Here is a 21,421-nt window from a genome sequence, read left to right as displayed (position 1 = left end):
GAGGCCGGTGCGGGCCGGGAGCCTCCCCTCCGGCGGCGCAGGATCCCGTCACCTTGCCCAGAGCCCTCCATGTTCCAGCGGGGATTTCTAGGCGGCCCGGTCCACGGGCCGCAGCTCCTGGCGCAGCTCCCGGTAGAGCTCTTCCCACCACCGGCGGGCCGTGCCCAGGTCCATGCCGATGGCCTGCAGGAGTGCCTGCCCCGGTTCGGCCAGTTCCTCGGGGCATCCGGGGTAGAGCCCCGTCAGCCCGGTCTCGGTGTAGGTGACCGGGTGGAGGCGGCATACGAGGGGCCGCACCTCCCCGGGCAGGGCGCACCCCGAGGACGTGAGGAAGCAACAGTCGCCGGCCGTGGTCTGGCGGAGCACCCGGCGGGTGCCGTCGAGGCGCAGGGTGTAGAGGAGCCAGTTGGGGTCGCCCTCGTCCCCGAGGCACTCCGGGTCCTCGGGGGGTCGGTGTTCGTAGAAATCGTCCCGGCCGCTGTGGAGCCGGATGCGGGTCACGTCTGCCCGGGTCACGAGGATGTCGGTCTGCTGGCAGCAGGTCTTGCCGGTGGAGGCGCATCGGGAGCAGAGAGTCACGCGGGGGTCTCCGCCGCCGTTCTGCGGTGAGCCGGGCGGGCGGCGTCGGCCGCTCCTGGGGTAGGCCCCGCCCCCGGGGGGGCGTTTCCGAGAAACCGGTGGCGGCGCGCATGCTATCAGGACGGCCCCACGGGTCAAGGGGAATTCTCGGTTCGCTGGACTCCCGGGCGAGGGGTCCAGGGGGGAGGTCCTCCAGGGGCAGTCACGCGGAAGCACTCCACCCAGTCCCCGACCCGCGCCTTCTGGAAGCCCTCGATCTTCAGCCCCGCCTGCTGGCCGGGCCGGGCCTCGCGCACGGCGTCGGGCCCGATGTGCAGCGACCCGATCCTTCCCTCGTGGATCGGGCCCGCGGGGTCGATCACGCGAAACCGCTCGCCCACGGCCAGGCGGCCCTCCGTGACCTCACACCCAAGAATGATCCCCTTGCGGCTGCCCTTGAAGAGGGCGATCACCTTGGCGCGTCCAACGATGTGCTCGACGGGCTGCTTCGGGGAGAGGCTTTGCAGGAGGTTCCGGGCCTCCTCCAGGAGGGTATAGATCACCTGGTAGAGGCGGATCTCCACCCCCTGTTCCCGGGAGTACTCCTCGACCCGGGGGCCGACAGGCACCTGAAACCCCAGCACGAGCCGGCTGCCTGTGGTGGCCATGAGGACGTCGGACTTGGCCACCTCACCCAGGCCCGCGCCGATGATGCGCAGCTCGCCGTCTCCCGGGGTGGTCCGGGAGAGGCCCTGGGTGACCGCCTCCAGGGTGCCGGCAGTGTCTGCTTTGACGACGACCTCCAGGCGGGGCGCCGCGGGGCCCGCCGCCGGAGCGGGGGAGGGGGCGGGTGCCGGGCGGGGGTGGTGATGCGGGTGGCGGCGGGTCACGGGCTGCTCCGGTGCGGTGGGCGGCACAGGGCGCAGCATACCGGCCTTTGGGGATTGCGCCAGGGGTCAGCGGCCCGCTCGGGCATCCGGCGCACCGCCGAAGAGGCCCAGGAGGCCTCTCTTCCTGGGGCGGGGCAAGAGGGAGGGGAGGAGCAGATCCAGTTGCAGCCGCAGCAGCGGCAGGGGAGCTCCGAGGCCGGCCACCACGGCGAGCAGACCGGCGGGCGTTTCCCGGGCGCACAGCCACCCGCGGCGAAACGCCACGTCGGCCTCCTTGTATCCGGCCAGGGCAGCCGTGAGAAGCGAGAGCTCTTCCCCAGGGCTCTCCCCGGGCGGCGGGGGCTCCCGCCACTCGCGGAAGACGACCGCTCCTCCGGGCGCAAACAGGGTCACGCCCCGTATGTCCGGGACCTCCAGGAGATCGCGGAAGAGCTCTCTCATGGCAGGGCGCTCCCGTCCGGTCCGGTCTCTGCCTCCATGAGCACCTGGAGCAGGCGTGCGGTGTTTGCCTTGCGGTCCACCTGGAGGGTGATGGGAGGGGCTCCCGGAAGCACGACCGCGTCGGTGGCCGAGTGCCGGGAGAAGTGGGCCGCCCGGAGCCGACCCAAGCCCAACCGCTCTCCGAGCTCCCCGAGGACTCCCGACCGAGCTTGTGCCTCCGGATCCAGGTAGATGTCGAGCACCCCCGACCGCTCTCCCAGCGCCCGGTCCACGAGCGCACGCACCTGGGTCGCGGGATCGGTGCCGCCGGCCGGGCGAGGCTGCCCCTCGGCCCGGGGCCGCGCGGCCTCGTCGCCCCGGCGCATGGCATCCAGGAGCAGCGCCTCCAGGCTCGCGGAGATCCGTCGCGGGTGGTCGGCGGCGCACAGGTTCTGGATGGTGAGGTTGACTTCCTTCCACCGGAAGATCTCGTGGGCCGCCGCTTCTCCCTGGAGATCCCCCGCCCGGGCGTCGACCAACTCTCCCTCCAGGAAGAAGAGCGCTCCGTGGCGCTCCGTGTCCTTGCCGGCGAGGCGGATGGTGCAGGTGCGCTGCTCCAGGCGGATGAGCTGCAGGAACATGCCGCTGGAGACCCCGTGCAGGGTGCCGCCGTCGGCCTGGCGTTCGAGGGCGGTGAGGATCTTCTCGGCCAGATCGCTCACCAGGAAGGGCTTCTCGAGGTAGGCGATGGCGCCGCCCCGGCGGGCCGCCCGCTCCAACTCGGGAGTGCTCACCGCCGTGAGCACGATGACGGGGACGTCGGGGTAGTGGGCCATGACGTAGGCCAGCAGGCCCAGGCCGTCGACACGCGGCATCTTGAGGTCGGTCACCACCAGCGAGACCCGGTGGCGCCGCAGTTGCTCCTGGGCGGCGAGGCCGTCGGAGGCTTCCACCACGGAGAATCGGTCCCGGAACTTCTGGAGGGACGTCCCCACGTACCCGAGGAGCTCCCGGTCGTCGTCGACGATGAGGACCTGGGGCAGGGAATTGGGCTGCATCAGGCTCCCCGTGAGGCGCCCGCAGGGCGCATGGAGGGTCTCGTTTCCTCACCCCGCGGGGCCCGCGGGGTCGGTCCGGGAGCGCCTTCGGCGCGCGGGTCAGCGGCGCCGGCGCAGGCGCTCCAGGGACAGCCGGATGCTGTCCTGCATCCGGCCAATCGCGTCAGCGAGGTCGCCAAGCTCGTCGCGCGACGCCACCGCCACCTGGGTGTCGAGCTCCCCCACGCTGATCCGGTTGGCCGCATCGGTCAGCGTCCGAATCGGGGTGACCAGGGCGCGGCCCCACAAGGAGGCCACGACGAGCACCCCGAGCACGGTGACCGCGAGCACGCCCGCGAAGAAGTACAGGGCCCGGCGAAGGGGCCGGTACGCCTCGCTCTCGGCTTGCTGGATGGCCAGGGCCCATCCGTGGGCAGTGCCCTGCACGTAGCCGATGGTGGGCCGCCCCTGGTCATCGCGGAAGGTGTGGGCTCCCCCGGAGCCCCGGGTCTGGGCGGCGACCAGGGGGTGCTGGCCGAGGTTCTTTTCCTCCTGGACGAAGGACGCCACCTGGTGAGCCACGACCTTCCCCGTCTCGTCCACGAGGAACGCAAAGCCGGTCTCTCCCGCCGTCCACGAGGCCACCCGGTCGCTCACCTGGTCCAGGGTCATGGCCGCCGCCATCACCCCAACCAGCCGGTCGTCTCGGCGAATGGGCACGGCGAGCACGAGGGCGGGCTTCTTCGACGTCTTGCCCACCAGGGTCTGCCAGGCCAGCTCGCTGCCCGCGGCCACGTTTCGGTAGTAGAGGCGGTCCGAGTAATCCCGGAGGGCCTCCCCGTCGTTGCGGGCCACGTTCCCGCCGGCCGGGTCCAGGGTGAAGGTGAGGTACATCCAGGGGTACTCCTGATGCAGCGCCTTGAGCACCACCTCCTGGGCCGCCGGGTCCATGCCCACGATGTCGGGCAGGCGGGCCGCCGCGCGAAGCGCCCGCACGTTCTTGTCGATCCATTCGTCCACCTGGCTCGCCAGGCCCGAGGTCACCTGGGCGGCCATCGCTTCCTGCTCGGCGCGCATGCGGGCCTGGGTCTGCTGGAGCGCCACCCCGGAGAAGGCGAGCAGGGGCAGCAGGCTCACCGCCAGCATCACGGCGGTCACCTTTCCGGTGAGCCCGAAGCCTTTCCGTGTTGGGAGCGCCGCCGCGACGTCGGGAAGGGACTCGGGCGCCTCCGTCCGCTCCGCCCCCGGCGGGGGGGCGGAGGGGAGGGCAGGAGGCTCGGCAGGGGCGTCTCCTCGCGCTTCGCGGGCCTCCCCGGGCGAGACCCCGGGGGCGGCGGGCTCGCCCGCCGGCTTCTTCACCACCATCACGAACGAGCAGTTCTTGCAGCGGAACCGCGCCTCGGGGCCCGAGATCTTGTCGGGATCGATCCGGTACTTCTTCCCGCAGTCTTCGCAGATCAGGATCATGGGAGGGCTCCTCGGGGGCGGGCCGGCAAGGGGAATCAGGATGCCTCGGCCAGTTTCTTGAGCATGCTCTTCTGGAAGGCCGCGCGCTTGTCGTCGCGCGGAATCTCCCGGGACAGGAGATCGACCAGCTCCGCCGCCCGGTGGGCGGGAAACCGTGCCGGGTCGTACCCCAGGTCGGCCACCGCGTCCTCCACGATGACCCCGGCGATGGGCCCCACGGCTACGGCGAGCTGGGCGCGCAGGACGGTGAAGAACCCGGCGCCGAGCACGGCCGGGCCCTGGGAGACCGCCTCCACGAGCCCCCGCTGGTGCAGGGGGATCAGGCTCTCCCGCACCCTGGCCATGGGCAGCCCGAGGCGATCGGCCAGGGCTCCGAGGGACGTCTTCCCGTCCACGCTCACCAACAGGTTGAGCATGGGGCCCGTAAGGGAGACCGAACCCGGGTCGTCGCGGGTTACGCGCCGAAAGACCAGGTGGGAGATGTCGCCGCTGCTCAGGTCCATGGTGAGGTCTCCGCGGAGGGCGCCCCCGCTGGGGTGCGAGGGATGCCCGGTACGGCGCCGAGCCCAGACTCGGACGGGCCCGTGCTCCAGGCCCTACTGATCGTCTGGAGGGCCCCGGTTCTTGAGATGCCGTTCCCCGGTCGACCCGGCGCCACACGCACAGCGGCGGCCCGGAAGGGGGCCGCCGCCGGCACGGGGGTGGACCGGTGAGGGGACCCCGTTTAGGCTGCCGGCTCTCCCGGCTCCAGGCGAAAGAGGGGGCTGCATCCCCGGGGGCGGGGCGTGCGGTCCGGGACGGCGTCGGTCAGCAGCGCGGCATGGTTGGCGCCGTCGCTCAGGAGCACGGCCGCGTGGGGCTCGGGGCTGCCCGCGGCCACGGCAAACCGGAGCCCGGACAGCTCACCGCCGCTCCTCTCCGAGAGGGGCCCGGCGAGGCCGTTCTTGATGCTCCGGAACGGTTTGCGGAAGTCTTTGAGGGTGGCGTACCCCCGCTCCCGGATACGGGCTGCCTGGCCCGAGCCCAGGACGTAGGCGTTGACCACCAGTTGGGCGGGGACCTCCAGGAACGCCCCCCCCACGGAAACGAGGCACACGGAGGGTGCGCTCTCGCTGCCCTGGGCCTCTTCGGCCGGTGGGGCGGGCGCCTGTGGGCGAGGAGTGTGTGGGCCGGGGGAGGCGGCGCCGGCGCCGGCTGCCCGGTCCAGACGCTCTTCGATGGCCCGAAGGCTCGCGCTGAGCTCTGCAAGGCCGTTGCGGACCCGCTCCAGATCTCCCTTCAGGTCGGCCGGCACTGCGGCGGGCAGGGCTCCGGGCCCCTGGGCCAGGTGCAGGGCCGACGCCAGCCCGTCGTCCAGCAGGTGCCGGAACTGGGTGAGCTCGGCGTCCAACGCCTCGGGGCCGGCTGCCGCAGCCCGGAACACGCGCTCGGAGCCTTCCCGCAGATCCGCCCGCAGCACCTCCAGGCACGCCACGAGCTGTCGGGTCCCGTCCCCCGGACCCGCCCCTGCCTCCGGCGCGGGCGACAGGGGGGCCGGGGGAACCTCGGGCTCCGGGGCAGCAGCTTCGGGCGCCGCAGCGGGGGCCTCCCTTTCGTCTTCCGGGGCCTCCTCGGCCTCCAGGGTCTCGGAGGGACGTTCCTCCCCGGCCGCTGCCTCCAGGTCGGGGGCGGTTTCGGCCGTCGCCTCCTCGGCAGGGGCGAGGCCGGCCTCGGGCGGCCGCTGCGCGGGGGCGAGGGTGCTGGTCGCTGCGTCCGCGGCGAAGGCCGCAGGGGCCTCGGGCTCCAGCTCCTCGGCGGCCTCGGGCTCCAGCTCCTCCACCGGCCCCGAGTCTGCGGCCTCGGGCTCCAGCTCCTCCACCGGCACGGCGGGCGCAGCGGGCGCCCGGCTCTGCTCCGGGGCGGCGTGGGGGGGCTCCGCCGCAGCCGGGGCAGCCTCTGGCGCCCGGGCTGCCGGGCGGCGCACCTCGGCCTGGAGGCGGCGGTACTTCTCCAAGAGCTGCTCCACCGCAGCCTTGCGCTCCGCCGCCGGTGTGGCCCGTTCCCGCAGGAGGACCTCCAGGGTGCGCAGGACCGCCGTGGGGAACTGCACCCCGAGGGGGCTCGCGACCTCCCCCACGGCCGTCAGATACTTGCTCACGCCCAGGGCCATCTGCACCACGGCTCCCACGTGTCGGTCGGCGGAGAACTGCTGGCCCAGGGCCCGGACCTCGCGCTCGAAGGACCGGATGTTTCGGTCGCTCACCTCCCACTCCAGGGAGAGCAGGGCCTCCTGGAGCGCCTCCAGGACGTGACCGGGCCCGGGAGGAGCCGCCGCTTCCCCCTGGGGGGGCTCGGTGGGCTCCGGCGCGGCGGCCGGCGAGGCCGTGCTCCTCTTGGGGACGAAGAGCTCGTCGATGGCGGTGTCGATGTAGGCATCGACCTCGCCCGGCGCCAGGGTGTTGAGGGGGCGGTTGGTAGGTTCCATGCTTCCTCCCTGGGGGGCGGCGTTCAGCGGCCCAAGAGCTTGCGGGTCACGTTCTTGACGGTGCGCTTGCTGATTTCGCGCAGGGTCTCGAAGACCCCGTCGCCCCGCACGGCGCTCGCGGGGAAGGCGGCCACCCGGAGTTCCTGGTTGAGGGCCTTGTCCAGGTCCTCGACGGAGATCAGTGGGAGCCCGCTGTCGCCCAGATCGCGCTTGTTGTACTGAAAAACCAGGGGGATCCGTGCGATGTCGAGGCGCTCGTCGGCGAGATTCTGCCCCAAGTTCTCCAGGCTCTCCAGGTTGCGTTCCCACTGGTCCACCTGGGAATCGGCCACGAACACCACCCCGTCCACCCCCCGGAGCACCAGCTTGCGGGTGGCGTTGTACATGACCTGTCCCGGCACGGTGTAGAGCTGTATCTTGATGCTCATGTTGTGGATCTGCCCGAGCGCCAGGGGCAGGAAGTCGAAGAAGAGCGTCCGGTCCCCCTTCGTGTCGATGGTGATCATCTTGCCGCGCACGTTGTCGGTCATCACCTCATGGAGGTAGAGCAGGTTCGTCGTCTTGCCGCACCGGCCCGGCCCGTAGAAGACGATCTTGACCTGGATCTCGTTTCTCGCGAGGTTGATGAAAGACACGCTACTTCTCCCCATGCAGGATCGGCAGGATCCGGTCCTTCACCTGGGCGGTCCGCATGCGGATGAGCCCCAGGGAGACCTCCTTGCCGAAGAGGGTGATGAGGAAGTAGTCGTCCCCCATCTTCGTGTAGTGGACGCTCTCGTTCTTTCCCTTGTGGAACAGGAGGGCGAAGTCGTGTTCGCCGATGATCTTGGCAATCTGCTCCGTGGCGCCGTAGTTGGCGGCAGACAGCGCCGCCAGGGCCACGACGTCGAGGGTGGAGGGGTCGCCCCGGTTGACGATCACGTACCCGGCGCGGTCCACCACCACGGCGCAGTCGGCCCCGGCCCGCAGCAGGTCTTTGTCGAGGATGGCGGCAATGTCTTCGAGCGCTTGATGGGAGAGGACGATGTCCACGGATTCGATCCTCCGGCCGCCCAGGGCTGGCCTGTGGTTGGCTGGTTCCAGGGGATGCGCGCCGGTGGCGCGCCCGCGCGACCCGGCCGCTGGAGCACGGGCCGGAGCGAGCTGGCTTAGGTATCGTCCGATTCGGGGAGGGCCTTGAGGGGCAAAGGGAAAACACGGCAGCGGGGGCCCGCTGCCGATGGTGGCGGCCGTGGGTAGGGGCGCTTCGCCGAGGCGTCGGCCGCGCGTCTCTCCGGCGAGGAATCGTGCGGTCAGGAGCCGGCCGTGACCCGAAGCAGGCGCGCGCCGATCTCGGCGGTATCCCCTGGGCGGAGCTTTCGCCCCCGACGCGTCTCCACCTGCCCGTTCACCCGCACGTCCCCCTGCTGCACGAGGACCTTGGCCTCGCCCCCGCCGGAGACGGCGTCGGCGAGCTTGAGGAGCTGATCCAGGCGAATCCACTCCGTGCGGATCGGCACCGCCTCGGCGGCGGTGGGGGTTGCCCGTTCTGGTGGAGGTCGTTCCGGCGGCGGTCCCGGCGGGGGGGAAAGGCGCCCGGTCATTCCAGATCCCGGCTCAGGGTAAAGGCACCGCGAACCTCCCCCACCCGGAAGCCCACGGCGCGGTCCTCCGGATAGAGCGCGTGAATCGCCCCCTGGACCTTGGCGTCCAGTTTCTCCCCGTGGCACGCCAGGCAGGGCTCCCCCATGGGGATGGCCAGGAGCTGGCGGAAGACGCGCCTGCCGCCCTGGTCCACCACCTCGGAGTGTTCCAGGCCGCCGGGTGGTTCGCCTGCCGCTGCCCGGGCCTGGAAGGTCGCGAAGACTTTCGCTTCCCAGGCATCGGGGGTGTTGCGGGGGTTGCGCACACGGGAGCGGGAGCTCGTGCGTCCCACCCGGAATCCGCTCTCCCGGGAGTGTCGCTCGGCGATCTCCCGCGCCTTTCCTCGGCAGACCTCGATGCCGTTCACCGGCCCTCCGGCTTCCAGGGCGGCGAGGAGCTCGGTTCGGAGCTCGGCCATGAAGCCCGCGGCGACCGCCCGGCCCTGCCGGCTCCACTCCTGGGTGACCCGAGGCTCTTCGGCGAGGCCCGGCCCGCCCAGGGCGCAAAGAAGAATGCCCAGGCCCAGGCATCCGGCGATAGGGCGTCCCATGATCGCTTGCCTCCTCTCGGCGAAGCCCGAGGCAACTCGTGACGACTCGCGCGCAGGATAGGTTGGCAGGGGCCGATGTCAACCCGCGCCTCATCGAGAAAATACACGGAGGCGGGCTCCCGGAGCCCGCCTCCCTATTGCGTCGGCCTTCGTGGCGGCTGCCGCCGCTACTCCAGGTTCTCCAGTACAAACCCCACGTCGGTGCGCAGGCAGCTGTCGTCGAAAACCCCGAAGAGCCGCACGGTCTGGCCGGCGGCGAGGTCGGAGAACGCCAGGGGGACGAGGGCGACCGACGTCCCCCCGGGGGCCTGGGTCATGCGGAAGAGCCGGGCTCCCGAGGGCACCAGGGCGCAGGCCCCGCCCCCCAGGGTCAGGCGGCGTGCCGGGGCCTCGATGTCCGCGATCACCCCTTCCATGTCGCCGGGGGCCTCCGGCGTGATCTCCACCACCACCAGGGCAGCCTTGAGCACGTCGGCGGCGATCGCCGTGTTCGAGAGGAAGAGTACGCCGTCGATGCTGGCGCGGCTGCCCACTTCGAGGGCGTCGATCTCCAGCTCCTCGCCCTCCCGGGAGAAGAACCGGGTGCCCTGGAAGAGGTGGGTCTGGACCTCGAGGTTGCCGGTGATGCCCTGGCCCCGGTCCAGCTCGAACAGAAAGGTGCCGAACGTCCCTGTGACCACGGGGGCGGAGCGCACCGTGCCCGTGAGCTTGAGGTAGGCGCCGATCTCGACCACCAGGGCGTCGAAGACGGGGAACTCCGCCCCGGGAACCGCGTCGGGTACGAGGCGGAAGCGGCCCACCGCCTCCACGGCGTCTCCCTCCTCCACGCCTTCGACCGGGCTTCCTTCCGGACCGAAAAAGGAGGTCTGGGCGTCCACGGCCACCGCGACGCACCGCCCCCAGGCGGCACTGTCCCCGAACGTGCCGGCGGGGCAGAGCAGGAAGGAGCCGTCCGGCGAGACTTCCTGCACCTCTCCCTTGATCCGGGTGAGCTTGCCGGGGAACTCGCGGCGGAGCACGTCGACGAAGACCACGGGCCGGAAGACGTACTTGTCCTTGTTGCCCGCCTGGACTACGTGGATGGACTTTCGGGCGTCCAGGTCGAGCTGCACGACCACCGTTTCCCCGGTCCCCACGTGGAAGGCCCCACGGGGATTCAGGTCGATCTTCCCGTTGCCGGGCAGGGAGGGGCTGTGGCTCTCGGCCACTGTGCCGTCGTCCCGCAGCCGCACGAGCTCCAGGGTGCTCACGGTGAGCCGGATCTTCTCGTAGGTTCCCGCCGGCACCTCCGCCAGGGCGAAGAGCTCCGACTCCCCTGCCAGGGCCAGGAGATTGAACTCCCTCGGCGGTCCCTGGAATACGGCGACCTTCTCGCCCGCCGAGGCAAAGAGCTCGATGCGGGTGATGGTCACGTTGATCTGGTCGAAGTCGTCCGCCGGCCCGTCGGTCAGCACCACCGCCACCCGGCCACTTGGGCTCGCTCCCCCGTCCGCCGTATCCCCGGCCCCGCCGCAGCCCGCCAGGGTCCACAGGGCCAGGACTGCCCCGGCAAGCAGCCAGCGCATCCACGCCGACTTCTCGATCCGTCTCATGGTCTTCTCCTAGAAGGTGTACTCCTCCGGTCGCGTCAGCCGCTTCATCATCAGCGCCACGTCGTGGGCCACCCCGTCCCGGCGCAGGAAGTAGTCGTCGAGCGTGCACCGCAGGTCGAAGCCCAGGCGCCGGAAGGCCTTCACGACCTTCACGTGGTCCAGGATGACCTCGGCCTTCAGAAACTGGAGGTTCACCTTCTTTGCGATCTCGAACATCTCCTGGAGCATCTTGCTCCCCAGGCCCACCCCGCGGAAGTCCGACGCGAGGAAGATGCGGATCTCGCCCACGTGGCGCACGGTCTTGGCCCCGATGTAGAGCGCCACGTCCCCCACCAGGCGGTCGTCGCAGTACGCCACGAGCGGCATGACGCGCCCGTAGTCGAGGTGGGCGATCCAGCGATCCACCGTCTCGGGCTTCTTGACTTCGTCCTTGAGGAACTTTGCGTCCTCCTCGGAGGCCTCGGCGAAGAGGTCGAAGAGGCGCTTGTGGTCCTCGGCGAGAAGGGGGCGGACCAGGACCCGCTTGCCGTTGTTCAGGGTGAGAAATTTCCGGTACACGGCGAAGTTGAACATCGGTTCTCCCCACTCGTCCGGCTGTGCCGGAGGCCGCACGCGTGCGGTGCTCCAGGTACGTTGCGCCAAGGGCGCCAGCCTATCAAACGGGGTGGCGAAGTCAAGCAGCGGGGCGCAGAAGGACGGCTCCAGCGCGCCACACCTGCCCGCAGCGGCCCGCCGGCAGGGAGTTCGAGTTTCTGGGCTCGGATCCTTTGACCCGCGCTGTTGCCCCTGCTAGCCTGGCAACGGCCGGGGGGAAACCCGTGCTGGAGCGCGCCATGGCCCGAGAGCCCGTCTTCCCTTCCTTGCGCTTCGAGGTGGACCGCCTCTTCGACACCCTGGTCCACACGACCTGGGGTCGCAGCCCTGAAGCCTCCTCCTGGAAACCCGCCTGCGACGTGGTGGAGGAGCCCGACCGATACTGGATCCAGATGGACGTGCCCGGGGTGCGGGCCTCCGATCTCTCCATTGCCGCGGAGGGCCGGACGTTGCGGGTGGAGGGGGTGCGCCAGCGGGTGCGCCGCCGGGGAGGAGAGCACCACCATTTGGTGGAGCGCACGTGCGGCCGCTTCGAGCGCGCGTTTCACCTTCCCGCGGACGCGGATCCGGACGGCATTCACGCCCACCTCGAGGACGGGGTGCTCAGCATCGAGATCCCGCGGCGGGAGAACAGGAGCCCCCGATGAGCGAGAACGTCACCGCGCCCCGTGAGCTGGGCCCCACCGACCTGGGCCCCGCCATCGACCTGGTCACCTTCCCGTTCGAGACCACTGCCGACGTGGAACCCCTGCGAAACCCCCTGGGGCAGGAGCGGGCATTGCGCTCCATCCGGCTCGGGGTGCGAATGCGGGCGCCGGGGTACAACGTGTACGTGGTGGGGCTTACGGGCAACCGCAAGGAGGCGCTGCTCAAGGAGCTCGTGGCGGGGTCCCTGCCCGAGCTGCCGCCGCCGGCCGACTGGGTGTACCTCTTCCACTTCAAGGATCCCGACCGTCCCCGGGCTGTGCGCCTGGAGGCCGGCCAGGCGCGCGAGCTGCGCCGCGACATGGACCGGCTGGTCGAAACCCTCAAGCGCAAGATCCCGGAGGCGTTTCGCCAGGAGACCTTCGAGAACGAGAAGGAGGCCCTTTCCAAGAAGTACGACGCCCAGGCCAAGGGGCTCAAGGAGCAATTCGAGGCCTCGGCCCACGCCAAGAACCTGCACGTCCACTCCCCGGGACCGGGGCAGCTCATGTTCATTCCCATGGTGGAAGGCAAGCCCATCGAGGAGCCGGCCCAGTTCGAGGCCCTGCCCGACGAGGAGAAGCAGCGGTTCGGCGAGGACCAGGAGGCCCTGGGCAAGGAAGCCCGGGAGATGTTCAAGAAGCAGAAGGCCCTCATGGAGGAGATGGGCCGCGAGGTGGAGCAGATCGTCAAGGTGTACGCGGGCCGCATCGTCGAGCCGCTGCTGGAGGAGATCGGGGCCAGGTACGCCAACCCCCGGGTGGCCGAGTACCTGGAGGCCCTGCGGGAGCACACCCTGGAGCACCTGGAAAAGTTCAAGGAGGGGGGCGAGCAGCAGCCCCAGCTGCCGTTCCCCATGCCGTTCCTACGAGCGGCGGAGGCCGACCGCTTCCTGGAGTACCGGGTCAACGTGCTGGTCGACAACTCCGACGACGGCAAGCCGCCGCTGCTCGTGGAGGAGAGCCCCACCTACCGCAATCTCTTCGGCGCCATCGAGAAGATCGTGGACGAAACCGGCAAGCTCGTCACGAACTTCACCCGCATCAAGTCGGGCGCCCTGATGCGCGCCTCGGGGGGGTACCTCATCTTCAACCTGGAAGACGCCATTACCGAGCCCTTCGTCTGGAAGAGCTTGAAGCGCGTGCTGCGCAGCGGCCTGGTGGAGATCGAGAGCTACCAGCCCCTGAGCTTCCTCCAGGTGGCGGGCCTCCTGCCCGAGCCCGTGCCCGTGGACACCCGGCTCGTGGTGTACGGCAGCCGGCTGCTCTTCCACATCCTGCGGTACTGGGACCCCGACTTTGCCGAGTTCTTCAAGGTGGTGGCCGACTTCGACTACGAGACCGACCGGGACGCCGACGGGGTGCTCGCGTACGCCCAGCGCATCGCCCACCTGGCCAACGCCGAGGGGTTGCCTGCGTTCGACCGGGAGGCCGTGGCAGAGGTGGTGCGCTTCGGGTCGCGCCAGGTGGAGCACAAGGAAAAACTCGTGGCGCTCTTGGAACAGCTCGACGACCTGGTGCGGGAGGCCGCGTTCTTTGCGGTGGAGGACCGCTCCGACCGGGTCCGGGCCGAGCACGTGCGCCGGGCCCTGGACGACCGGCTCTTCCGCTGGAGCCGGGTCGAGGAAAAGGTGCGTGAGCTGATCCGGGAGGGAACGCTCCTGGTGGACGTGGACGGAGCCAAGGTGGGGCAGGTCAACGGCCTGGCGGTGCTCTCCATGGGCGAATACGCCTTCGGCCGGCCCTCCCGGGTGACCGCGAGCCTGGGGCTGGGGAGCAGCGGCATCCTCAACATCGAGCGCGAGGCGCGCCTGTCGGGCTCGACCCACGACAAGGGGGTACTGATCCTCTCGGGGTACCTGCGAAACACCTTCGGGCGCACGCGCCCTCTGTCGTTTTCCGCGTCGCTTGCCTTCGAGCAGTCCTACTCGGGCATCGACGGCGACAGCGCCTCTTCCACCGAGCTCTACGCGCTCCTCTCCCGGCTCGGGGAGATTCCCCTGCGCCAGGACCTGGCGGTCACGGGCTCGGTGAACCAGATGGGAGAGATCCAGGCCATCGGGGGCGTCAACGAGAAGGTGGAGGGGTTCTTCCGGGTGTGCCGGGCGGTGGGGCTCACGGGGAGGCAGGGGGTGCTGATCCCCGAGTCCAACGTGCGCCACCTGGTGCTGCACCCCGAGGTGGTCGAGGCGGTGGAGAAGGGGCAGTTCCACCTCTATCCGGTGGCGACCGTGGACCAGGGCATGGAGGTCCTCACCGGGCTGCCCGCCGGCGCCCCCGGCCAGGAGGGAACGATCATGGGGCGGGTGGATGCTGCCCTGGAGCGCCTGGACGAGAGCCTGAAGGAGCGAAACGGCGGCAAGGAGAAGGAGAAGATCAAGGAGGTGGAGCGCGAGCCCGGAGGCGAGAAGCCCCCGCCCCAGCCGCCAGGGCCCGAGGGGCCCTGAGCCGGGGTGGGGCGGCGGGGCGTAAACCTGGGACCCATCGCAGCCGATGAGTGTAGGGGCTTTGCGTGCGCGAAGCCCCTGCACTGCGTTTTCCCTTGCCGCACGGCTGCCAGGGAGGGCTCTTCTTGCCGCACCCCGCAAGCGTCCCGGAGCACCGCAGTTCCCGTTCCCAACGAAGGCGCGCGGGGGCGGTTCCGCCACCCCGGGCGGGGCGCGCCGATCCCCTGCTGCCCGACGGGGCCGTGCTCGCCGTGGGGGAAGACGGGGAAATCCTCGCCCACCGCAGTCCCCTCCCGCCTCCGTTCGCCGCTGCCGGTTCCCTCGTGGGCCGGCGCCTGGCGGCTCTCGCCCCCCCCGCCGTGGGCACGAGCCTGCACCGGCTCCTCGAGGAAACCCGGGCCGAGAGGGCAGCGGGCACTTCCGAGCTGACCTTGTCGGCGGGACCCGAGGGCACTGGGCAGCCCCTCACGCTCTCCCTTCGGGTAGCGCCGCACCCCCAGCGACGGGGCGTCTGCCTCGTCACGGTGCGCAATCACAGTGCCCACGCGCGGCGCGTGGAGCAGCTCTCCCAGGCCTTGGAAGCGGTGCGGGCCGAGAGGGACCGGTGGGAGACCGCGGCCCGCTCGGTAGCCCACGATGTGCGCTCCTCCCTCGCGGCCCTGAACGGCTTCCTGAACCTGGCCCTGCGCTCTCCTGCCCCGCTCGCCCCCGACGTGCGGGAGAGCGTGAGCCGCGCCCGCGAAGTGGGCACCCGCCTGCTCGGCCTCACGGATCTCTGGTCGGACAGCCCCCGGCGGGGACCTGCGCGCGACGAGCTCATCGACCTGGGCACCTTTGCCGCCCGGCTCTTCGCCGCGCTCCAGGTGGCCTACCCTGAAGTGGGTTTCTCGTGGTGCGTGGACTCGGGAGCGACCATGGTGCGGGCGAGCCCGGCGGCCCTCTGGAGCCTCCTGTGGGGGCTGCTCGCCAACGCGGTGAAGTACCGCAGCGGGGAGCGCTCGCTCCACATTTCCCTGCGGGCCCGCCCGCGGGAGGACGAGGTGGAGCTCGAGGTGCAGGACAACGGCATCGGGATCCCCCTGGGGGAGGAGGAAGCGGTTTTCGAGCTGGGGAAGCGCGGATCGAATGCCGGCCGGGTGGAGGGAGCGGGACTGGGGCTGTCCGGTGCCCGGTTCCTGGCCCGCACGTGGGGCGGGCGGGTGTGGGCCGAGCCGTGCCCCGAGGGTGCCCTCTTGCGGGTCGCCCTGCCGGCCGAGGCGACCGGCGGGTAGCATCGCGCCGCTTTTCGTGCGAACCCCGAACGAAGAGAGGTGATGCGGCTGCTGCCCGCATCCCCTCTCTTGCCCCCTTTCGTAGGCGCCTACGCTCGCTCAGCGCCCCTGCTTGAGCGCGGCGATGCGCTCCTCCAGGGGGGGGTGGGTCATGAAGAGCCGCTTCAGGCCCTGGCCCACGGTGCCCGAGATCCCGAACGCCGCCATCTGGTCGGGCAGGTGGGGCTGGGCTGCCGTGCGGCGCAACCGCTCCAGGGCGGCGACCATCCGCTCCCGGCTCGCCAGGCGTGCGCCGCCGGAGTCGGCCCGGAACTCGCGCTGCCGGCTGAACCAGAACACGATCGTGCTGGCCAGGATCCCGAATACGAGTTGGGCCACGATGCTCGTGATGTAGAAGGCGGGGCCGTGGCCCCTCTCGGTCTTGAAGACCACCCGGTCCACCAGGTGTCCCACCACCCGAGACGCCACGATCACAAACGTGTTGACCACTCCTTGGATCAGCGCCAGGGTCACCATGTCGCCGTTGGCCACGTGGCTCACCTCGTGCCCCAACACGGCTTCGGCCTCGTCGCGGGTCATCTGCCGCAGCAGCCCCGTGCTCACCGCCACGAGCGCGCTGTTGCGCCGTGCCCCCGTGGCGAAGGCATTGACGTCGGGGGAGTCGTAGATCGCCACCTCGGGCATCCCGATCCCGGCCTCCGCGGCTTGGCGCCGCACGGTCTCCACGAGCCAGGTCTCGAGCTCTCCCCGGGGGGTCTCGATGGTGCGCGCGCCGGTGAGGCGCTTGGCCGTCCACTTGGAGATGGCGAGCGAGATCAGCGAGCCGCCGAAGCCGAAGACGGCGGCAAAGACGACCAGATTGTACAGGTCGAGCCCGACCCCCTGCTCGTCCAGAAGCCGTCCCACCCCGAGAAGGCTCAGCACCACGCTGAGCACGAGCACGATGGCCAGGTTCGTCACGACGAACAAGAACACTCTCTTCACTGCAACTGCCTCCTGTCTGGGTGGGCCGCGGCCGTCCGCCGCCCGGGTTACGGGTTCACGCGTCGGATCAAGATAGAGCACGGGGCGCCGGCGGGCAAGTCAAAGCGGACGGGGGAAATCCTTACGCCGCACTCCCTGGCCGCCCGCCTGCTCCTCGGCCAGCGGACGCCGAAAGCCCGGGACCGGGAGGAAGCCGAGGATTGCAACGCCGGCGTGCGGCACCTTCGCGGCCTCCACGGCTACCTGGACCGCCACGGGAGGGCGTCGCGCACCTTCTTCCGGCGCGTGCTCCGGGACGAGCACGTCGCGGCCCTCCTCGCCGAGGTGGCGGACGCGGTCCGGGAGAGGGCGGTCTGGCCGGCACGTTGCGCCGGGCCATCGCCGCCTTCGCCGCGGGCGGGCACTTCGTGGGCTACCGGGGGAGCTTCGACCTGGCCGAGGAGCTCGAGCAACTCCGGAGGGCGATCGCCGACCAGGTGCTCCCGCAGGAACCCCTGGCTGCCGCTGAGCTCCTGGAGGCCTTTCTCCACCTGGCCGCCTGCGGTACCGTGCGGTACAGAGGGGAGAAAGAATACCCCTGGGTCTCACCCTGCGGGTCGGGCCGGACCGGCGGGGGCGTATCCGGATGGGTGATCAGGTCCCGCAGGGGTGGCCCTGCGTAGGCCGTCGGAACCCCCCGGCTGGGTCCTCCCCGATCGGGGGGAAACGCGTAGCGGACGCCGTGACCATCCCGCGAACGTCCTTGAGGAGTAGCGGAGGATCGGTCGACACCCGGGAAGGACGGTTCGACTCCCGAGAGGACTTCAGGACTTTCGAAAGCGCGGGTCGAACTCGAAGGGCTGCGCTTTGCCCACTTGGATCCGGGCAAAGTCCGGGTGGGCAGGGTTCAGGACCAGAACGGACTCCTGTGGGACAACCGCTGATGGCGCCTGCAGGATGGCCGTCTGGGCACCGTCCACCCACTGCCGGCCGATCCGGGCGAGCTCGGGAGGGGCAGGGGTGTCTCGCCAGTTCCTCGGGAGCGTCTTCACATCGACGCGTTGGATCGGCAGATCCCCAGGAACGGATACCGGAAACGAGACGTAGGCGGCGGCCAGCTCTGCGGGGTCGAGGTGGACGAAGAGCTCGATGGCCGCCAGGGCCAGGGACTCGGCGGTGTAGACGACCGGGGTTCCCTTCGGGTTCCACCGCCCGCCGGCCAACCGGGCACCTTCCCCCGTGAACGCCTCGGACCGGCGTTTCGCCCGGCACAGCCGCCAAACGATCATCGGCGTCAGGAGAAGACGCCGTGGTCGATTCGGGTGAGCACGTCGTCGACCTGGCCGGCGCCGGCGTCCGTATCCAGGAGGTGGAGCGGAACTTGGCCGCCCAAGGCGCGGTTTGGCTTCTTCAGCCAGCGTTGGGCGGCTTCTTCGCTCTCGAGTACGTCGATGGCGTGGGCGACGACCCGGGCGAGACGAAACAGGCGGTCGGATTCCGCCGGCAGCAGCCGATCCTCCTTCTTGCGGCGGAGAAGCGTTCGCTTGGGGATCTGGAGCACCTGCGTGATCTCTGCCTGCTGGGCGCCGCAATGCTCCACGGCGCTCTCCAGGGAGCGGTAGGGCAAGCCGTGGCGGACCAGCTCCAAAGCGGCGGTCGTGGTAAACGCCCGCTTTCCCAGAGTGTCCTTCCCACCGAGCACGTCGAACGCCGTGGTTGGCATGAGTCTCCTCCCGCCGTGTGGGCCAATCGGCTTCTATCGTAGCGCCACTTGGCCTGAGAGGCAATAGACCTTCCCGGAAGCTGCTTTCGGCCGGTTCCCCTCGTCGATGGCCGCGACGATCCGCTCCCACTCTCCGAACCGAAAGGGTTCTGGAGGCTGCCTGCGCTTCGGCGGCGGGATCCGGCCATTGCGGAGCCGGTGCCGGGCGAGGGTGAAGGGATCCGACGAGCAGCCACAGCTGCTGCGCACGGGGGCCCCGGCAGATCACCCGCAGGGGGGTGAGCGCGTTCCGGATCCGGTTCCTTGGACCGGCCCGGGCGCACCAGGTCCATGACGAGATGCTCCACTACACCACGGAATCCGACGATGCGGGTCCCTCTGGCCCTCGCCCGATGCCGTCATGTCAAGATGCGCCGTGGCGGTTTGCAGAAGGTGGTCCTCCGGGTCAATCCGATCGTCTATTCCGTCGATCCAAGTGGTTGATACTGCGAGCCCGAGGTGGACCAGGGACGCAGGATCGGCAATGCTGCCTTCGGGGGGCAGCAGGGGGCAGCGTGCACGTCAGGTGGGAATGAAGGCGACGCCGAGAGTCCTGGTGGTCGAAGACGAACGGGCCATCGCGGCCTTGCTGCGGGGCCGGCTCGAGCGGGCGGGCTACGACGTGCAGGTGGCGGGAGACGGGCTCGCGGCCTGCAAGGCCATCGGGGAGAACCCGCCGGACCTGATCCTCCTCGATCTCGTATTGCCCGTCCTGGACGGTTGGAAGGTGTGCTCCATCGTGCGCACCTTCCCTGACCCGGAGGTGTCCCGGACCCCCGTCATCATGCTGACCTCCCAAGCGTCGCAGGAGGATCGTCTTCGGGGGCTGTGCAGCGGCGCCGACGACTACATCACCAAGCCCTTCTCCATGGAGGACGTGCTGCTCCGGGTGCGGGAGCAGCTCTCCCGGGGCCGGCGGGGGAGGGCTGCGGATGGCCCTGGAACCTCCGGAGGGGAACCGCGGCGCTGACGAGGTCCCGCCGCCAGGACCGGAGGCGAGGAAGGGATCGGGCGGGGCGGCCTATCGCGGGTAAACGGCGGCCAGAAAGGCCGCCAGGCGCTCAACCTCGGCCTCCAGCGCCGTGAGGGTCAGCGCCGCGCCCGCGAAGTCGCCGGCTTGCGCCCGCTTTCGCAGCCGGGAGGCCAGCCCGGTCGCCTCGGCTGCCTCCAGGAGGCGCAGGGACCCGAGAAAGGCGTGGGCGGCTCGGGAGAGCTCCTCGGCCTCGCGGCGCCAGAGGGCCCCTCTCAGCGCCTCGAGGTGCCCCGGGAGATCCTCGCGGAAGATGTCCAGGAGCTCGGCCAGGAAGGCGGGATCGCCCAGGGTCTTCTGCCGGAGCCTGCCGAGGTCGCAGGGCGCTGCCGCTTCTCCCCCTCCTTGGGGCGGTTCGCGGCCCTCCCCAAAGCCTCCCGGTCGCGCGGGCGCCGGCGGCGGTGGGTTCCGATCGGCACTCACCGGTTTTCTCCCGCGCGCGCCTTCGGCGCCCACCGCCCGGCGGTTCTCCCGGTCCGAGCGGGGGCGAGGAAGGGGGTGGCGCACTGGCCGACCAGGAGCGCCGCCCCGCTGGCGCCCAGGACGAGTCCCCAGGACGAGGCCCCCAACGGGCGCAGCCCCAGGACCTGCGCGAGCCAGGGAACGTAGACGGCGAAGAGGGCGAGGGCAACGCAGATCGCCAGGGCACCCCACACGTAGGGGTTGCCCGTGATCTCGTTGCGGAAGACAGGGGAGTCGCGGTCGCGCACGTTGAAGACGTGGAGGAGCCGGGCGAAGATCAGGGTCAGGAACGAGACCGTGACCGCGCCGGCGGCGTCGAGGTCGAGCACCAGGAGGGCGGCGGCGAAGGCGGCGAGGATCGCGGCCGACAGGATCAGGCTGTAGCCGCCGACGGCGACCCAGTGGCTGCGGGTGAGGATGGGCTCTTCGCGTCTTCGGGGCGGGCGGCGCATGACGCCCGGGGGTTCCGGGCCGACCCCGAGGGCGAGGGCGGGGAAGACGTCGCCGATCAGGTTCACGTAGAGGATCTGGAGGGGCAGGAGGGGGAGCGGTGCGCCGACCAGGCCGGCGGCGGTGAGGACGAGCACCTCGCTCACGTTGCCCGAGAGCAGGAAGACGATGAACTTGCGGATGTTCTCGAAGACCACCCGGCCGTACTCCACGGCCACGGCCACGGTGGCCAGGCGGTCGTCGGTGAGGACCATGTCGGCAGCCTCCCGGGCCACCTGGGTGCCGCGCTCTCCCATGGCCACCCCGATGTCGGCCTTCTTCAGGGCCGGCGCGTCGTTCACGCCGTCGCCGGTCATGGCCACCACGGAGCCCCGCTCCTGGTGCAGGCGCACCAGCTCGAGCTTCTGCTCGGGGCTCACCCGGGCGAAGACCGAGGCCCGCACGAGCCGCTCCTTGTCCTGGGCCGAGCGCTCCTCCGGGGACGCGAGCTCCTCCCCCTGGAGCGCAATGATCTCCTCCCCGCCGGTGAGGGCCACCGCCTCGGCCACGCCCACCGCCGTGTCCCGCTGGTCCCCGGTGACCATGATGATGCGGATGCCCGCGTCACGGCACCCGGCGAGCACCTCCTTGACGTCCTCCCGGGGCGGGTCCATCAGGCTCACCAGGCCCAGGAAGGTGAGGTCCCCGTAGGGATCGCCGTCTTCCGGGCCGCCCCGCTTCTCGGCCAGGGCCAGCACCCGCAGGCCCCGGCCGGCCAGCTCCCGGTTCTTCTGCTCCCACTGGCGGCGCTCCTCCTCGGACCAGCCCGCGGGGTCGTCCCCCTCGCCCCCGGCCGCCCGGGAGCACAGCTTCAGGATCGCCTCCGGCGCGCCCTTGACCGCGGTGCGCACCTCATCGCCCTTCCGGTGGACGGTCGCCATCCTCTTGGTCTCGGCGTCGAAGGCCACCTCCCGGACCTCGGGCCAGCGCCCCAGGAGGTCGTCCCGGTCCAGGTCCAGGCGGGCTGCGGCCTCGAGGAGTGCCACCTCCGTGGGGTCCCCCACGCTCCCGTCCTCGGCGCCGAGGCTGGCGTTGTTGCACAGGACGGCGACCTCCAGGGCGCGGCGCAGGAGCACGTCGTCCGCCGACGGCTCCTGCTCCCGGTCGAAGGGCACCTCC

The 21,421-nt window shown here is 70.8% G+C and carries 23 protein-coding genes; 5 read left to right on the top strand and 18 right to left on the bottom strand.

Features of this window, described 5'->3' with window-relative positions:
• Positions 1 to 87: 87 nt before the first annotated feature.
• The 13 genes from AB1578_08615 to AB1578_08555 form a co-directional block, all read right to left on the bottom strand.
• Positions 88 to 579, bottom strand: coding sequence for a hypothetical protein (locus AB1578_08615; protein ID MEW6487963.1), 492 nt, complete (start codon positions 577 to 579; stop codon positions 88 to 90).
• A 134-nt stretch (positions 580 to 713) separates the two neighbouring features.
• Positions 714 to 1,448 (bottom strand): hypothetical protein, encoded by a 735-nt coding sequence (locus tag AB1578_08610; protein ID MEW6487962.1) that lies wholly within the window; start codon positions 1,446 to 1,448, stop codon positions 714 to 716.
• 66 nt (positions 1,449 to 1,514) lie between these two features.
• The gene (locus AB1578_08605; protein MEW6487961.1) at positions 1,515 to 1,889 is read right to left on the bottom strand and encodes a hypothetical protein; all 375 of its coding nucleotides are present in this window, start codon (positions 1,887 to 1,889) and stop codon (positions 1,515 to 1,517) included.
• A complete protein-coding gene (locus AB1578_08600; protein MEW6487960.1) occupies positions 1,886 to 2,926 on the bottom strand; it encodes a response regulator in 1,041 nt (346 codons plus the stop codon). Before AB1578_08600 ends, AB1578_08605 begins: the two co-directional genes overlap by 4 nt.
• A gap of 99 nt (positions 2,927 to 3,025) precedes the next feature.
• A complete protein-coding gene (locus AB1578_08595) occupies positions 3,026 to 4,372 on the bottom strand; it encodes a cache domain-containing protein (GenBank protein ID MEW6487959.1) in 1,347 nt (448 codons plus the stop codon).
• Between the two features lie 35 nt (positions 4,373 to 4,407).
• Positions 4,408 to 4,875 (bottom strand): hypothetical protein, encoded by a 468-nt coding sequence (locus tag AB1578_08590; protein MEW6487958.1) that lies wholly within the window; start codon positions 4,873 to 4,875, stop codon positions 4,408 to 4,410.
• 221 nt (positions 4,876 to 5,096) lie between these two features.
• Entirely contained in the window at positions 5,097 to 6,836 is a 1,740-nt protein-coding gene (locus tag AB1578_08585) for a hypothetical protein (protein ID MEW6487957.1), read from the bottom strand.
• A 23-nt stretch (positions 6,837 to 6,859) separates the two neighbouring features.
• On the bottom strand, positions 6,860 to 7,471 hold the full coding sequence (locus AB1578_08580) for an ADP-ribosylation factor-like protein (protein MEW6487956.1): 612 nt from the start codon (positions 7,469 to 7,471) through the stop codon (positions 6,860 to 6,862).
• A gap of 1 nt (position 7,472) precedes the next feature.
• Complete coding sequence (locus AB1578_08575; protein MEW6487955.1) at positions 7,473 to 7,868, bottom strand: roadblock/LC7 domain-containing protein; 396 nt, start codon at positions 7,866 to 7,868, stop codon at positions 7,473 to 7,475.
• Positions 7,869 to 8,128: 260 nt separating this feature from the next.
• On the bottom strand, positions 8,129 to 8,335 hold the full coding sequence (locus AB1578_08570; protein ID MEW6487954.1) for an RNA-binding S4 domain-containing protein: 207 nt from the start codon (positions 8,333 to 8,335) through the stop codon (positions 8,129 to 8,131).
• Positions 8,336 to 8,415: 80 nt separating this feature from the next.
• Positions 8,416 to 9,009, bottom strand: a complete 594-nt coding sequence (locus tag AB1578_08565; protein MEW6487953.1) for a DUF3365 domain-containing protein — start codon at positions 9,007 to 9,009, stop codon at positions 8,416 to 8,418.
• A gap of 167 nt (positions 9,010 to 9,176) precedes the next feature.
• The gene (locus tag AB1578_08560; protein MEW6487952.1) at positions 9,177 to 10,601 is read right to left on the bottom strand and encodes a DUF4382 domain-containing protein; all 1,425 of its coding nucleotides are present in this window, start codon (positions 10,599 to 10,601) and stop codon (positions 9,177 to 9,179) included.
• A 9-nt stretch (positions 10,602 to 10,610) separates the two neighbouring features.
• A complete protein-coding gene (locus AB1578_08555) occupies positions 10,611 to 11,174 on the bottom strand; it encodes a GNAT family N-acetyltransferase (GenBank protein ID MEW6487951.1) in 564 nt (187 codons plus the stop codon).
• A 260-nt stretch (positions 11,175 to 11,434) separates the two neighbouring features.
• Here AB1578_08555 and AB1578_08550 point away from each other — a divergent pair, with 260 nt between their 5' ends.
• The 3 genes from AB1578_08550 (at position 11,435) to AB1578_08540 (ending at position 15,596) form a co-directional block, all read left to right on the top strand.
• Entirely contained in the window at positions 11,435 to 11,842 is a 408-nt protein-coding gene (locus tag AB1578_08550) for an Hsp20/alpha crystallin family protein (GenBank protein MEW6487950.1), read from the top strand.
• Positions 11,839 to 14,325, top strand: coding sequence for an ATP-binding protein (locus tag AB1578_08545; protein ID MEW6487949.1), 2,487 nt, complete (start codon positions 11,839 to 11,841; stop codon positions 14,323 to 14,325). Before AB1578_08550 ends, AB1578_08545 begins: the two co-directional genes overlap by 4 nt.
• 125 nt (positions 14,326 to 14,450) lie before the next feature.
• The gene (locus AB1578_08540) at positions 14,451 to 15,596 is read left to right on the top strand and encodes a HAMP domain-containing sensor histidine kinase (GenBank protein MEW6487948.1); all 1,146 of its coding nucleotides are present in this window, start codon (positions 14,451 to 14,453) and stop codon (positions 15,594 to 15,596) included.
• Between the two features lie 99 nt (positions 15,597 to 15,695).
• Here AB1578_08540 and htpX read toward each other — a convergent pair whose 3' ends face one another.
• Positions 15,696 to 16,580, bottom strand: coding sequence for a protease HtpX (htpX, locus tag AB1578_08535; GenBank protein MEW6487947.1), 885 nt, complete (start codon positions 16,578 to 16,580; stop codon positions 15,696 to 15,698).
• Between the two features lie 365 nt (positions 16,581 to 16,945).
• Here htpX and AB1578_08530 point away from each other — a divergent pair, with 365 nt between their 5' ends.
• On the top strand, positions 16,946 to 17,242 hold the full coding sequence (locus tag AB1578_08530; protein ID MEW6487946.1) for a DUF6880 family protein: 297 nt from the start codon (positions 16,946 to 16,948) through the stop codon (positions 17,240 to 17,242).
• 141 nt (positions 17,243 to 17,383) lie between these two features.
• Here AB1578_08530 and AB1578_08525 read toward each other — a convergent pair whose 3' ends face one another.
• Positions 17,384 to 17,848 carry an RES family NAD+ phosphorylase gene (locus AB1578_08525; GenBank protein ID MEW6487945.1) on the bottom strand — a complete coding sequence of 155 codons (465 nt, stop codon included), beginning with the start codon at positions 17,846 to 17,848 and terminating at the stop codon, positions 17,384 to 17,386.
• A gap of 5 nt (positions 17,849 to 17,853) precedes the next feature.
• Complete coding sequence (locus AB1578_08520; GenBank protein MEW6487944.1) at positions 17,854 to 18,282, bottom strand: antitoxin Xre/MbcA/ParS toxin-binding domain-containing protein; 429 nt, start codon at positions 18,280 to 18,282, stop codon at positions 17,854 to 17,856.
• Between the two features lie 571 nt (positions 18,283 to 18,853).
• Here AB1578_08520 and AB1578_08515 point away from each other — a divergent pair.
• A complete protein-coding gene (locus tag AB1578_08515) occupies positions 18,854 to 19,291 on the top strand; it encodes a response regulator (protein ID MEW6487943.1) in 438 nt (145 codons plus the stop codon).
• A gap of 51 nt (positions 19,292 to 19,342) precedes the next feature.
• Here the strand turns inward: AB1578_08515 and AB1578_08510 are convergent, their stop codons facing one another.
• Entirely contained in the window at positions 19,343 to 19,774 is a 432-nt protein-coding gene (locus tag AB1578_08510; GenBank protein MEW6487942.1) for an Hpt domain-containing protein, read from the bottom strand.
• A partial coding sequence (locus tag AB1578_08505; protein ID MEW6487941.1) for an HAD-IC family P-type ATPase occupies positions 19,771 to 21,421 on the bottom strand: 1,651 nt, incomplete at its 5' end. The genes AB1578_08505 and AB1578_08510, both read right to left, overlap by 4 nt.

The sequence above is a fragment of the Thermodesulfobacteriota bacterium genome (genome assembly GCA_040756475.1).
Lineage (GTDB): Bacteria > Desulfobacterota > Deferrisomatia > Deferrisomatales > JACRMM01 > JBFLZB01.
The sequence above is the reverse complement of the archived record's forward strand: the minus strand, read 5'-3'. Positions and strand labels throughout refer to the sequence as shown.